At 63.2% G+C, this 12882-nt stretch carries 10 protein-coding genes; 2 read left to right on the top strand and 8 right to left on the bottom strand.

Annotation, left to right across the window (positions count from 1 at the left end; genetic code table 11):
• Positions 1–2 precede the first annotated feature (2 nt).
• Positions 3–920 carry a 3-hydroxyisobutyrate dehydrogenase gene (mmsB, locus tag CXQ94_RS09125; RefSeq protein WP_104088862.1) on the bottom strand — a complete coding sequence of 306 codons (918 nt, stop codon included), beginning with the start codon at positions 918–920 and terminating at the stop codon, positions 3–5.
• A gap of 179 nt (positions 921–1099) precedes the next feature.
• On the opposite strand from mmsB, the gene CXQ94_RS09120 reads away from it, so the two are divergent.
• Positions 1100–2011 carry a LysR family transcriptional regulator gene (locus tag CXQ94_RS09120; protein ID WP_104088858.1) on the top strand — a complete coding sequence of 304 codons (912 nt, stop codon included), beginning with the start codon at positions 1100–1102 and terminating at the stop codon, positions 2009–2011.
• 267 nt (positions 2012–2278) lie between these two features.
• Here the strand turns inward: CXQ94_RS09120 and CXQ94_RS09115 are convergent, their stop codons facing one another.
• The 5 genes from CXQ94_RS09115 to CXQ94_RS09095 form a co-directional block, all read right to left on the bottom strand.
• Positions 2279–3043 (bottom strand): 3-hydroxybutyrate dehydrogenase, encoded by a 765-nt coding sequence (locus tag CXQ94_RS09115; protein ID WP_104089291.1) that lies wholly within the window; start codon positions 3041–3043, stop codon positions 2279–2281.
• Positions 3044–3047: 4 nt separating this feature from the next.
• Entirely contained in the window at positions 3048–4451 is a 1404-nt protein-coding gene (locus CXQ94_RS09110) for an MFS transporter (RefSeq protein WP_258066911.1), read from the bottom strand.
• Between the two features lie 281 nt (positions 4452–4732).
• Positions 4733–5452 carry an ATPase gene (locus CXQ94_RS09105; protein WP_104088854.1) on the bottom strand — a complete coding sequence of 240 codons (720 nt, stop codon included), beginning with the start codon at positions 5450–5452 and terminating at the stop codon, positions 4733–4735.
• Positions 5453–5455: 3 nt separating this feature from the next.
• Entirely contained in the window at positions 5456–6088 is a 633-nt protein-coding gene (locus CXQ94_RS09100; RefSeq protein WP_104088851.1) for a helix-turn-helix domain-containing protein, read from the bottom strand.
• A gap of 207 nt (positions 6089–6295) precedes the next feature.
• Positions 6296–8566: an alpha-galactosidase gene (locus CXQ94_RS09095; protein ID WP_258066909.1), complete on the bottom strand. Its 2271-nt coding sequence runs from the start codon at positions 8564–8566 to the stop codon at positions 6296–6298.
• A gap of 47 nt (positions 8567–8613) precedes the next feature.
• On the opposite strand from CXQ94_RS09095, the gene CXQ94_RS09090 reads away from it, so the two are divergent.
• The gene (locus tag CXQ94_RS09090; protein WP_104088845.1) at positions 8614–9645 is read left to right on the top strand and encodes a LacI family DNA-binding transcriptional regulator; all 1032 of its coding nucleotides are present in this window, start codon (positions 8614–8616) and stop codon (positions 9643–9645) included.
• A gap of 26 nt (positions 9646–9671) precedes the next feature.
• On the opposite strand, the gene CXQ94_RS09085 is transcribed toward CXQ94_RS09090, so the two are convergent.
• Together CXQ94_RS09085 and CXQ94_RS09080 are read right to left on the bottom strand one after the other, a co-directional pair.
• Positions 9672–11429: a beta-galactosidase gene (locus CXQ94_RS09085; RefSeq protein ID WP_104088842.1), complete on the bottom strand. Its 1758-nt coding sequence runs from the start codon at positions 11427–11429 to the stop codon at positions 9672–9674.
• Between the two features lie 77 nt (positions 11430–11506).
• Positions 11507–12847 carry a sugar ABC transporter substrate-binding protein gene (locus tag CXQ94_RS09080; protein WP_104088840.1) on the bottom strand — a complete coding sequence of 447 codons (1341 nt, stop codon included), beginning with the start codon at positions 12845–12847 and terminating at the stop codon, positions 11507–11509.
• Positions 12848–12882: the final 35 nt, after the last annotated feature.

Below are 12882 nucleotides of genomic sequence, written 5' to 3'. Positions count from 1 at the left end.
CCTTAGGCGGTGGTAGCGGAAGCGGTGGTTTTCAGGGACCCATCCATCAGGGTCACGATCTTGGTGCAATCCTTGCCGCCCTCGCCTTGGTCGATGAGGCGTTGGAACAGCTGCTGGACGTGCTCGCCAATTTCCAGCGGGGTGTCGGTGCTGCGGGCTGCGGCGATGGCCAGCCCGATGTCCTTGTTGGCAAGCTCGGCTGTGAACGTGGGGGCAAAGTCGTGGTTGGCGGCCGAGGTCGGCACGACGCCGGGCAACGGGTACCAGGTGCGCAGCGCCCAGCTGTCGCCGGAGGAAACGGAGGCGATGTCCCAGAAAACCTGCTTGTCCAGGCCCAGGCGGTCGGCCAGCACGGCGCCCTCGGAGGTGGAGGCAAGATTGATGAACAGCATCAAGTTGTTGCAGATCTTGGCGGCCTGGCCGGTGGTGGCACCGCCCGTGGGAATGATGTTTGCGGCCATCGGCTCGATCACAGCGGTGGCGTCGGCCACGGCGCCGCTTTCCCCGCCGATCATGAAGGTCAGTGTGCCGGCACTTGCGCCGCTCATGCCGCCCGAAACGGGGGCGTCAACAAAGCGGAAGCCGGCGGCAGCAGCGGCGTCGTGCACTGCCTGCGCGGACTCAATGTCAATGGTGGAGGAGTCAATGAGAAGGGTTTCCTTGGCGGCGTTGGCCAAGATTCCGGCTTCACCGAAGTACACGCTGCGCACATGGTCGCCCTTGGGGAGCATAGTGAACACCACGTCGGCTCCCCGTACGGCGTCCGCGATCGAAGACGCGGCGGTGACGCCGTTTGCGACCGCCGCAGCAAGTGCTTGCCCGCTCAGGTCAAAGCCGCGAACGGCGTGCCCGGCCTTGACCATGTTTGATGTCATGGGTCCGCCCATGTTGCCCAAACCAATCCACGCCACAACTGCCATGATGAAAGCTCCCTTGCTCCACGTTTGTCCATTATGTCCCGGTCCACCAACACCGGCCGATATGACCAGCATCACACCCTGTTAGAGTGCAAACAAGACCGAAAAAAGCAGAGCGTATGTGTATTTGTGCACATAAGTTGGCACGCTGCCCTCCCCACCCACCCGGAAGGAACCCATCCATGGTGGAATTCAAGCGGTTTCCCAGTCCCGATGACCTGCTGATCCTGCTCACGGTGGCCCGGCTTGGCCGTTTCACCGCGGTGGCTGATGCGCTGGAGACAACCCACACCACCGTCTCCCGCCGGATCCTAGCCCTGGACAAGCAGCTCGGTGGGCGCACGCTAGAACGCACGCCCCACGGATGGGAGTTGACGGAGCTGGGCCGGGCCGCGGTTAGCGCCGCCGAAGGCATCGAAGAGAGCCTTCGCGCCCTGTCTTCGGGCATTCAAGATGGCGTGGACACCGTTTCCGGGGTAGTGCGGGTGAGCGCCTCCGACGGATTTGGCGCACTCATCGCTGCACCGGCCCTGGCCCGGCTACAAGCCAAACACCCCCTTTTGCGAGTGGAATTGCTCAGTGGCACGCGCCGGTTGAGCCAAAACCGCTCCGGTGTTGACGTTGAGGTGGTGGCGGGAAGCGTCGAGGCCGGGAGGGCGCAGACCATCCTGCTCTCCGACTACACCTTGCGGCTATACGCGGGCGCCGGCTATGTCGTCGAGCACGGCATGCCGGACTCGGTGGAGTCTCTGGCCTCCCACAGCTTTGTTTCCTATGTGGAATCAACCCTGCAAGTGGCTGAGCTGGCCCAACAGCACCGGACGGTGACCGCCAAGCCAGCGGATTTCCAGGCCACCAGCGTGTTCGCCCAAGTCGAGGCGGTGCGGGCGAACGCCGGGATTGGCATGTTGCCTGCGTTCATGGTGGACGGGCAGGAGGGGTTTGTTCGGGTTCTGCCCGACGACGTGGCGCAAAAGGTGCAGTTCTGGGCGGCTGCACGGCCCGAGTCACTGCGCTCCCCTGCCGTGCAGGCGGTGGTGGCGGCGTTCCTGCAGGAAACCCGCCAGCGCCGCCAGCAGCTCCTCCCCGACTGACAAACGCCGTATCACCTTTGGCAGGATTTCAGGCAACGCCGTATCACCATTGGCAGGATTTCAAGCAACGCCGTATCACCCCGCGTGCAAACAAGGCCCCACAATTTCAGATGGTGATACCGCGTCTCAGATTTCTCGACCAAAGCTGATACCGCGTTGGAGAATTCTCGACCAAAACTGATACGGCGTTGCAAGGGGACGACGGCGGAAGGCTGGCTGCCGCCGCGAGGTGCGCCCCGCCGTCGTTCCTTATGGCGGGTCGTCACCTTAGGCCGACCAACCACCGTCCATGACGTGGGCGGCGCCGGTGACCATGGCTGCCTGGTCGGAGGCAAGCCAGGTGACGAGTCCGGCAATCTCCTCCGGTTCAATCAGACGCTTGATGGCGTTCTTGGCCAGCATGACCTCGGCCAGCACCCGGTCCTCGGGGATGCCGTGGGTGGCAGCCTGCCCGGCGATCTGCCCCTCCACCAGTGGCGTCCGCACATAGCCGGGGTTGACGCAGTTGCTGGTAACCCCATGGGCGCCACCTTCCAAGGCGGTCACCTTGGACAGCCCCTCCAAACCGTGCTTGGCTGCCACATATGCGGACTTGAAGGCGGATGCGCGCAGGCCGTGGATGGAGGACATGTTGATGATCCGCCCATATCCCTGGGCATACATGTGCGGCAGTGCGGCGCGGATCAGCAGGAACGGCGCCTCCAGCATGATGGCCAGGATGCGCCGGAACGCGGCCGGGTCAAAGTCCTCGATGGGGCTGATGGTTTGGATGCCTGCGTTGTTGACAAGGATGTCTACCTGCAAGGTCAGCGATTCCAACGCCGCGGTGTCCAGCAGATCTACCTCCCAGAACTCACCGCCTATCTCAGCCGCCACGGCGGCGGCCCCTGCCCCGTCGCGGTCGGCCACGATGACGTGGGCTCCCTGGGCTGCCAGCGCCCGGGCGCAGGCTGCCCCCAATCCGCCAGCGCCCCCGGTCACAAGTGCGCGCCGCCCGGCCAATGGACCGGTCCCCGCTTCACTTTCAGGCATCAACCTAACCCACCTTGGCTTCGGACTTGGCCGCGGCGGCACGGCCCAGAGCCAGCGTTCCGGCAGCATCGGCGTCGTCAATCTCCTGCAGGGAAACACCCTTGGTCTCCTTCAGGAAAAGCACCGCAACGGCTGTCACCATGCAGGCGCCGAGCAGGTACAGGGCCACGGGGACGGAGGACTTGTAGTGTTCCACCAGCCCGGTGGCGATAAAGGGAGCCAAGGATCCGGCCACAATCGAGGTGACCTGGTAGCCCAACGACACACCGGAGTAACGCATCCGGGTCGGGAACATCTCGGCCATGATGGAGGGCTGCCCGGCGTACATGAGTGCATGGAATATCAAGCCGATGGTGACGGATGCCAGGATCATGAAGTCGTCCTTGGTATCCATCATGGGGAAGGCGAAGAAGCCCCAGGTGGCACCCGTCAGCGCGCCAAGCATGTACGTGGGCTTGCGGCCGATCCTGTCCGAGAGCTTGCCAACCAGCGGGACCACACAGAAGTGGACGCCATGGGCCACCAGGAGCAGCAACAGGATCCGGGAGGTGTCGACGTGAAGAATGACTTTCAGGTACGTGATGGAGAACGTGACTACCAGGTAGTACAGGATGTTCTCGGCGAAGCGCAGCCCCATGGCGGTGAAAACTCCACGCGGGTAGCGGCGCAGCACCTCAAAAACGCCATAGCCAGCATCGGGGTTGTCAGCCATTTCCTCATGGGCCTTCAGGAAAATGGGGGCATCGCTAACCTTGGTCCGAATGTAGTACCCGATCAGCACAATGACGGCTGAGAGCCAGAAGGCAACGCGCCATCCCCAGCCCAGGAATGCGGCCTCACTGAGCACGGAGGACAAGGTCAGCAGGACGCCGGTGGCGAGGAGGTTGCCCAACGGCACGGCCGACTGCGGCCAGGACGACCAGAATCCACGGGAGCTGTTGGGGCTATGCTCGGCCACCAGCAGTACGGCGCCGCCCCATTCGCCGCCGACGGCGAAGCCCTGGATGAAGCGCAGCCCCACCAAAAGTGCCGGCGCCCAGTAGCCCACCTGGCCAAAGCTGGGCAGGCAGCCCATCAAGAAAGTGGACACACCAACCAGGATGATGCTCAGCTGCAGCAGCTTCTTGCGGCCGAATTTGTCACCGAAATGGCCAAAGACGATTCCCCCAATGGGCCGGGCAACGAAGCCGACGGCGTAGGTCAGGAACCCTGCCATGATCCCGTCAAGCTCGGAGCCGGCGTTAGGGAAGAACATCTTGCCGAACACCAGACTGACAGCCGTGGCGTACAGGAAAAATTCGTACCATTCCACCACTGTCCCGGCCATGGAGGCGGCAACGACCTTCCGCAACCCTGAATTCTTTACCGACTGTGTCGGGGTTTGAGACGGTTCAGCATGTTCACTCATTTTTCTCCTCCGCACCATGGGCGCGCTTGTCGACATTGACAAAGGGCAACAACAATCCCGCCCGCATTTGTGATGCGGGACACGTCTTGGTTGTTTCCTGTGAGTATCGCAGGGTTCGCGAGTGAACATCAACGCCCAAAAGCGCAGAGGTGGTGCGCAAAAATACACACGAAGAAAGGCCGCCCCCGGCTGTCCGCATGCCGCTATGCTTCCCGCACACCCGTTGATGAACAACGCCGGGTATGCGGAAAAGCTAAGGTTTTGGCGGGCCAGGCCGGCGCCTAGGAGTACAGCCCGTTCAGCCACGCACCCCAGGCGGCCCCGGCAGCATCGGCGTCGGCACCGTCGGCAAACAGGTGCACGGTCATGCCCACCACCGCGCCGAAGGCGTTGCGTCCGAAGAAGCGGAACATGGCGTCCTCGGTGCGCAGGCCCACAAAGTTCGGATCCTGATAATCCACCACGGCGTCGATGATGCCGAGCCCGGGAACCTCGACGCTGACGCTGCGGCCAGCTCCGGCGTCGTCTATCCCCAACGCCTTCTTCACCACCATGAACGCGTCGGCCGCTGAGGAAGTCTCCGGGCCTTGCACATCGGCGAAGGCCGCCTGCTTCCCGGCGAAGTACTTCACGTACTGGCCCAGTGTGTGGACATAGAAGGCCGTGTGCTTGGTAGCGCCGTCGTACTGGTTATCCCAGTCCTCAAAGAGGATACCGCTGTGAACGTACCGCAGCCAGGACTTCCCGTCCGGCCGTTGGGAAATCTCAAATTCCAGTTCGTTGTAGAACCCGTTGGGCCCCTCCATCCGGCTGGCATAGTGGTGCGGCGGGTCCCAGGCCGTGACGGTGCTGCCCATGGGACCGGCCCCGCCCAGCTTCTTCTCCAATTCGCCAGGCAAGGGCCATAGCCAGCCCGAGTTGCCTTCCGTCGCCGCAAAAAACACCGCATCGGGCGTTCCGTCGATCTCCGATTCATGGACGATCTTAAAGTCCTTGGCCATCTCTTACTCCTCAATGCGGCCGGCGGTCCCGGCGGGGTTGTGTAGATCTATTGCATGCTTTTTGACACTGGGGTGAAGGGCGACGACGAGCCTATGTTGGCGCCCCGAATCCGCCTCTGCGCTGTGGTACTTTTCCACCAGCTGCGCGGTGCAGGCCGACAGTTCCGCGACGAACGCGGCCCGGTCCGCCGCCGTCGCGAAGGTCAGTTCACCGTCCAGGGCAAAGGTTGCCAACCGTTTGTTGGCGGCATCCGCCCCGGTGATGAGAGCGCCGACGTCGTTGACCAGGCGGGCGGCCACTGCCAGCATCCAGCGGGCCGAGAGCCGGTTGGGGGCAAGTCCGGGATCGGGGGCCACGCCGGGCAGGGCAGCCGGTGAAATCACGTAGGAACGCGCCGTGGCGCCCATGACTCTTTCGGTCACATTGCCGCGGCGGTGCTCCTGAACCAGTGTCACCAGCCCATACTTTTCGAGCATTTTCAGGTGGTAGTTCACTTTTTGGCGTGGCAGTCCGATGCGGGCAGCCACGGTGGCCGCCGAGGCCGGCTGGCGAAGTTCAGCCAGCAGCCTGGCCCGCATGGGATCCAGCGACGCCTCGGCTGCGGCCGCATCCTCTATCACTGCAACATCGAACATGACACCAGTCTCCCACCGACAAATAAATTTGTCCAGAGCGTGGGGTCAAGTCTCGCACATAGTGCCCGACGCCGACAGTGGCGGACCGGGAACGACGTCGGATCCGCAAAAGCGCTACCGCTGCCCACTTTCGCGCCCGGTATCCGAGGCGCGAAAGTGGGGAACGGTAGCGATGGTCCTGACCCGAGCGCTCCGGGAAGTCCGGGCTTAAATCCGGGTGGCCAGAAACAGCACTCCCTGTTCCGGATGAATCACCGGCATGACGATTCCCACTGACCCCAGCAGGGCCCCGCTGAGCTCGAGGCTGCCAAACGACGGCGCCGTTTCCGCAGCGGAGCACGCCCCCGCGGAGTCGTCTGCCGGGGTCGCATCCTGCGCAAGGGGGGTCTCCCACCATGGCGGCGCGCCTTGTATGTGGTCAACGAATCCGTCCACCAGCAGCGGCTCTACCCGGTAAGTCCCCTCGGGATCGAGCCCTGGAAACCTGATTCGGCCAGGACTTGAGACCACGCCACGGGCCAGCGAGACGTAGGAGAAGACCGCCCGTGAACCGTCTGCGGCGATGACTCCGTGGACGGCCAGGGATTCGTCCGGGTGATCTAGGCGAACAAGGTCACCATGGTGCAGGACGTCCCGGAGCTGCTTGTGCAGGCCGATCCAGGCTCCGATTTGGGCGAGTTCAGCGTCTTCCGACTTGCGCAGGTCTAGCTCCACCCCCAGGTGCCCGAAGAGTGCGGTCTGCGCCCGGAAGGAGAGGGAGTGAGTGCGCCCCGTGGTGTGGGAGGTGCGCGAGGCGATGTGGGTGCCCATGAGTTCCGGGGGTACCAGCTGGGTGGTCCACCGGTTGATCAGCTGCCGGTCAAGGGGGTCGTTGTTGTCGGAGACCCAAATCCGGTCGGTACGTGCCAGCGCACCCAGGTCCACCCGGCCACCACCGGAGGAACACGATTCAATTTCAAGCCCCGGGTAGCGTTGCTTCAATTCATCCACGAGCCGGTAGAAAGCGAGTGTTTGGGTGTGCACGCCCGGCTGGCCGGAGGGCTGGGTTCCGGCGTCGACTAAGTCCCTGTTGTGATCCCACTTGATGTAGGCGATCTGGTAGTCATCCAGAATGGCGCACATGGCATCCCGGATGTGTTCGTAGCATTCGGGGATGCCCAGGTTGAGAACCTGCTGGTGGCGTGATTCAACCGGGAGCCTGCCACCGGTGGCCATGATCCATTCCGGATGTGCCCGGGCAAGCTCGGAGTCCATGTTCACCATTTCGGGTTCAAACCACAGACCAAATTGCATTCCAAGGGAGTTCACATGGTCAACTAGCTGGTGCATGCCATGGGGCCAGACGTCCTGTGACACCACCCAGTCTCCCAATCCGGCTTGGTCGTTGCGCCGCCCACCAAACCAGCCGTCGTCTAGCACGAACCGTTCCACACCGACCCCGGCGGCCTTGTCAGCGAGATCCACCAGCGTCTGCAGATCATGGGCAAAATACACAGCTTCCCACACGTTCAAGGTAACGGGGCGTGGCGTGTTCGGGTGATTGACACGCGCCCGCAGGTGCCGGTGCATACGGCGGGCGGCGTCGTCTAGGCCGTTGCCGTAGATGCCGTACACCCACGGACTTTCGTAGCGCTCCCCCTGCTCCAGCCGCACTTCCCCGGGCAGCAGCAGTTCGCCACCGCCGAGTAGCTGCACGCCGCTGAGTCCACGCTCCACCTGGTGCAAATGATTGCCGGACCAGGCCGTATGGATGCCCCACAGCTCGCCACTGGCGAAGCCAAATCCGGGGGTGCCGACTGTCAAGATCATGGCTGAATCCAGCCCGGTGCGGCCGTGGCGCCCCTCCCGGCGGTGAGCCCCAATGGTCACGGGACGGCGCTGCGGCGCCCGCTCCCCTCCCCAACGCCCGGCAAAGTCCAATATTTCGCTGGCAATGGCCGGCGTGGGCAGACACAGCACAAGTTCGTCCAGCTGATACGGCTGCGCGGCCTGATTTTGGATCACGGCCCGCGTTCGAAGAATGCCCTCGGCCGAAAACTCGACAGTGAGCACCAGCCCCAGTTCCGCCGCGGGATCACTGGCCTCTACCTCTAGAGTGCCGGCACCGCAGTTCATCAGCGAAATACCTCCGTGACTCCCGGCCGTGGGGGCGCCAAGATCTGCGCCATTGAGGGTGAGCTTGCTGGTGCGCCAGCGTGGGGACCAGCCGAGCCCGCCCCGTGAACCACTCACTCCTGGCCGTCCCAACCATCCCCGGGTGTGCTCGGGCAGTATGGAGACCCGCACCGGCTCATCAACCTCACTGGCGCCCAAGGGCAAAATCCCGGAGGTCCGCAAGGCAACAAGGGCGTCCTCACTCAGGAGGCCGGGGTCTGCACCCCAATGCAGCACCTGCGGCAGATCCCCGTCGCTAAGGTCCACAATCAGGGCGACGCCCCCGGCACGCATCACCACGGCCATATCAGTTAATTCAGTCACGATGGAAGTTCCTTTCATAGCGGTATTCAGATAGTGTTTACGTCACCATGACGAATGATTTGAGCACTCCACCTCGGTCCCGCGCCTCGATCAAGGACGTGGCGGCACATGCAGGCGTGTCGGCCCAGACAGTGTCCCGGGTCGCCAACAGTCAGAGCAACGTGCGCCCAGACACCCGCGATCGGGTCATGGCATCGATGAAGGTACTGGGCTACCGCCCTAACAGTGCCGCCCGAAACCTGAAATCCGGACGATTCCGCAGCATCGGCGTGGTCACCTTTAACCTCACCACCCTTGGCAATGAGCGGACCCTGGACGCTGTGGCCGAGTCGGCGGCAGAAGCCGGGTACACCACCACGCTGCTGCCGGTTCTGGACCCCACCCAGCTTGACGTTGCCGGTGCCTTTGGCCGCCTGGAGGAACAGGCTGTTGACGGCATCATTTTGATCATGTCGGCCCAGGTGGAGGCACCGGAAAAGTTGCAGCTCACGGCCGGGCTGCCCCTGGTCATCGTGGACTCCGACGGATCGCAGCCCTACAACATTGTTGACACCAACCAGGAACAGGGCGCCCGGTTGGCCACCCAGCACCTGATCGATCTGGGTCACCAGAAGATTGTTCACGTTTCCGGGCCCGAGTCGTCCTTTTCTGCCAAGCGTCGCCGGGAAGCGTTCTTGCACACCATGAAGGCCGCCAACCTTCAGGCGCCACCGGTCCTGCTCGGAGACTGGACGGCGGCTTCGGGCATAGTGTTGGGCCGGCAAATTGCGGCCTCGTCGCAGCCGCCCACCGCCGTCTTTGCCGCCAACGACCAAATGGCCTTGGGCGTTATGCACGCTTTCCATGAAAAGGGTTGGCAGATACCCGGCTACGTCAGCGTGGTGGGGTTCGACGACGCCGAGGACGCCGCCGCGTATTGGCCGGCCCTGACCAGTGTTCACCAGAATTTTGGCGAAGTGGGCAAACGGGCCACGGCCCTGTTGTTGTCCATGATCGACGGCCAGGATGCTCCTCCGAACGAACTCATCCCCACCAACTTGGTGGTTAGAGACAGCACGGCCCCGGCCCGCACCAGCTGATGCCTGGCCGGGCCGGCCGGCGCCGCTCACTCTTCCGTGGGGCCAAGGTCGGGCCTGGCAACGAACCGCGCCACGGCCGATTCGGCCGCCACCGTTTCCAGCACAATGATGTCGTTGTGCCCTGCATTTAGCAGCGGAGCGGGGACATAGAGGGTGGTTTGAGGTCCCCGGTTCCAGTACCTGCCCAGGTTGAAGCCGTTCACCCAGACCACGCCCTTGCTCCACCTGCTGGTGTCCAGGAAAAGGTCAGCAGCTTCCGCGAGCTCGAAGCTCCCGGCAATGAACACCGGCCCACACAGCCCTGAGGCGGTGGCTGCTGAGGGGGCGGCGTCGAGGGCAGCACGGATGACCCCAACGTCGTGGAGGTTCAGGGCACCGGCGGACCACTGGTCCAGGGGCACCCCGCCCAAGGTGGCCGGCCTCAACAGGCCCTTAGCCTCCCCCAGACGCTGCCCATAGTTCACCCCACCCTGATCCTCCACGAGCACGGTCAACTCACCCTCCGCTTCAACGGGCAACGGAAGCATCCGCTCGTGGTGGTCACGGCTGAGTGTGCCTACGGGTACGCCGTTAAGGAACACCTGGGCCCTGTCCCGCACTTCCCCGAAGGCCAGCAGGCCGCCATGGTCAATCGTGGTCGAATAGCAGCTGTATCCACCGTCCGCACCGAAGTCGCCCGCAGCGGGCAGGGGCCCAAACTGTTCGGCTTCCACGAGCGGCACCTGCCAGAGGGGGATGCTGCGCAGCAGTGGCACCTGAAGAGTCGGCGCGTCTTGGCGGCGTGCCGGAACGTCCGCCGGCACGGGCGCGTACTTGGCGATGACCTCACGGAAGCGCCAAAATTTTTCGGTGGGGGTGCCATCCTCGGCCAGGGGCGCATCATAGTCATAGGAGGTGGCGATGGGGCGATAGGTGCCCTTGTCGTTGGCACCGGAGGTGAACCCGAAGTTGGTGCCGCCATGAAACATATAGATGTTCACGGAGGCCCCCTGAGCCAGCAGCTCGTCAAGTTCGCGGGCGGATTCCTCGGCGTCGGTGGTGTGATGGGCCTCCCCCCAGCTATCGAACCAGCCGCACCAGAATTCCGAGCACATCAGCGGCCCGGTGGGTTGGTGTTCGCGCAGCACGGCAAGACGCTGGAGGGCACGTGAGCCGAACGACCCCGTGCGGTGAAGTTCGGCAAGGCTGCCGTCGGCCAGCATGGCCGGCGTTGGCTGGTCCACCGTGGTCAGCGGGACGCTGATTCCCCGGGACCGGGTCATGGTGGTGAGGGCACGCAGATAGTCCTTGTCATCACCGTAGGCTCCGTACTCGTTTTCAATCTGTACCAGAATCACCGGCCCGCCGTGCTGGATCTGGCGTGGCGCCAGGATCTGGTAGACGGCGTCAAAGTAGTCGGCGATCGCCGCAAGATAGCCGGGGTCGCTGCTGCGCAGCTTCACCGAGGAGTCCCTGAGCAACCAGCCCGGCAGCCCGCCGTCGTGCCATTCTCCGCAAATGTAGGGGCCGGGTCGCACAATCGCGTGCATGCCTTCGGCCTGGATCAGGTCCAGGAAACGAGCCAAATCCAGCTGCCCGACGGCGTCAAACTCGCCCCGGTGGGGTGCGTGCGCGTTCCACGGGACGTAGGTTTCTATGGTGTTCAGCCCCATCAAGCGGGCCTTGCGGATGCGGTCGGCCCATAGTTCGGGATGGACCCGAAAGTAGTGCAATGCGCCCGACAACACACGGAACGGTTGGTTGTCCATGAGGAAGTCGGTCTCGCCGATGGCAAAGGAAGGCATGTACTCTCCTGGTATGTCAGTGCGCGCGGGGCGCCCACCATGCTGGCAGGCGCCCCGCGTGCTCTTGAAAAGGTGTGCTACTTGTTGACGGTGAAGCCCTGGGTGTTCCCGTAGTCCACCAGCGTCTTCTGCCAGTCGATCAGGGCTGCGTTGAGGTCGCCCTTGTTGCCCAGCGCCTTGCCCACGGAGTCAGCGAAAACATTGTTCGCGTAGCCCTGGTACGGCAGGTACTGCCAGCCCGGAACAACGGCCTTAGCCGCGGCTGCGCCTACCTGGTTGGCCTTCTGGTCGCCGGCGTAGGCCGGGAAGGTCATGTTCAGCCAGGTGGGGTCATCCATGGCGGCCGTGTTGGAAGGGAATCCGTTGGCGTTAATAACGTCGCGACCTTCGCCTTCTGCGGCGAACTGGAGCAGGGCCGCACCGACTGCCTTGTTGGTGCTTTGTTCGGTTACGGCCAGCGAGCTGCCGCCATTTTCGGCCGTTGCACCCTTGCCATCCCAGGAGGGCATGGGGGCAACCTGCCACTTGCCCAGTCCGTAGTCCTTCATGCCGGAGATCATCCAGGAACCGATGAGCAGCGAGCCGAGCTTGTCCTGGGTCAGGGCCTTGGTCCACTCATCGGACCAGGTCGGGACGGGGGAAAGTTCGCTGGCGTTGAGCAGCGTATTCCAGTAGCTGGCAAACTTCTTGGAGCCGGCATCCTGGACGTTGATGGTGATCTTTTCGCCGTCGGACTTGAACGGCTGGCCGCCCGAGGCCCACATCATGCTGGTGAAGAATCCGGCATCGCCGCTGTTGGCAATGTATGCCTCAGGATCGGCAGCGTGGATCTTCTTGGAGGCTGCGGCAAAATCATCCCAGGTTTTGGGTGCCTCGGTGACGCCTGACTTGGCGAACAGGTCCTTGTTGTAGATCATGACCATGGGGCCGGAGTCCAGGGGCAGGCCCACCAGCTTGCCGCCCACGTTGACCGCGTTCCAGGTGGATGCGGTGAAATTGTCCTTGTACTTGTCGATGCCATACGGGGTCATGTCGGCCAGTGCCTTGCCCATGGTGAGCTGTGGCAGTGTCTGGTATTCAACGGGGACAATGTCGGGGGCACCCTTGCCCGCCTTGACAGCGTTTTGCAACTTGGTGACCACGGCGTCGGGGTTTTCCAGCTTGACCATGTCGATCTTGATCTTGGGGTATTTCTTCATGAACGCGTCGGCGATGGGCTGATTACCGTCGCTCCAGGTCCACCACGTCAACGTGGTTTCCTTCTGCACTGCCGCGTCAATATCCGCCTGGCTGGTTCCGCCAGCCCCTGCTCCGGCGTCGTTGCCGGTGCCGCAACCGAACAGCGTTCCTGCCAGCACAACTGACGCAGTTGCTGCGGCACCAAATCGAAGCCATCGGTTATTTTTTGCAATTTTCATGGTGGTTCCTTTCGTTTGGGATAACTTGTTCCATG

The sequence above is a fragment of the Arthrobacter sp. GMC3 genome (assembly GCF_002929305.1).
In the GTDB taxonomy this organism is placed as follows: domain Bacteria; phylum Actinomycetota; class Actinomycetes; order Actinomycetales; family Micrococcaceae; genus Specibacter.
Note: the sequence above shows the minus strand (reverse complement) of the source record. Positions and strands in the feature narration are given on the sequence as shown.

What these genes read in the sequence shown, in the direction of transcription:
- CXQ94_RS09085 (WP_104088842.1), bottom strand. Translation starts at nt 11,429, where the DNA reads ATGCCTTCCTTTGCCATCGGCGAGACCGACTTCCTCATGGACAACCAA.
- CXQ94_RS09080 (WP_104088840.1), bottom strand. Translation starts at nt 12,847, where the DNA reads ATGAAAATTGCAAAAAATAACCGATGGCTTCGATTTGGTGCCGCAGCA.
- mmsB (WP_104088862.1), bottom strand. Translation starts at nt 920, where the DNA reads ATGGCAGTTGTGGCGTGGATTGGTTTGGGCAACATGGGCGGACCCATG.
- CXQ94_RS09105 (WP_104088854.1), bottom strand. Translation starts at nt 5,452, where the DNA reads ATGGCCAAGGACTTTAAGATCGTCCATGAATCGGAGATCGACGGAACG.
- CXQ94_RS09120 (WP_104088858.1), top strand. Translation starts at nt 1,100, where the DNA reads ATGGTGGAATTCAAGCGGTTTCCCAGTCCCGATGACCTGCTGATCCTG.
- CXQ94_RS09110 (WP_258066911.1), bottom strand. Translation starts at nt 4,451, where the DNA reads ATGAGTGAACATGCTGAACCGTCTCAAACCCCGACACAGTCGGTAAAG.
- CXQ94_RS09090 (WP_104088845.1), top strand. Translation starts at nt 8,614, where the DNA reads ATGACGAATGATTTGAGCACTCCACCTCGGTCCCGCGCCTCGATCAAG.
- CXQ94_RS09115 (WP_104089291.1), bottom strand. Translation starts at nt 3,043, where the DNA reads ATGCCTGAAAGTGAAGCGGGGACCGGTCCATTGGCCGGGCGGCGCGCA.
- CXQ94_RS09100 (WP_104088851.1), bottom strand. Translation starts at nt 6,088, where the DNA reads ATGTTCGATGTTGCAGTGATAGAGGATGCGGCCGCAGCCGAGGCGTCG.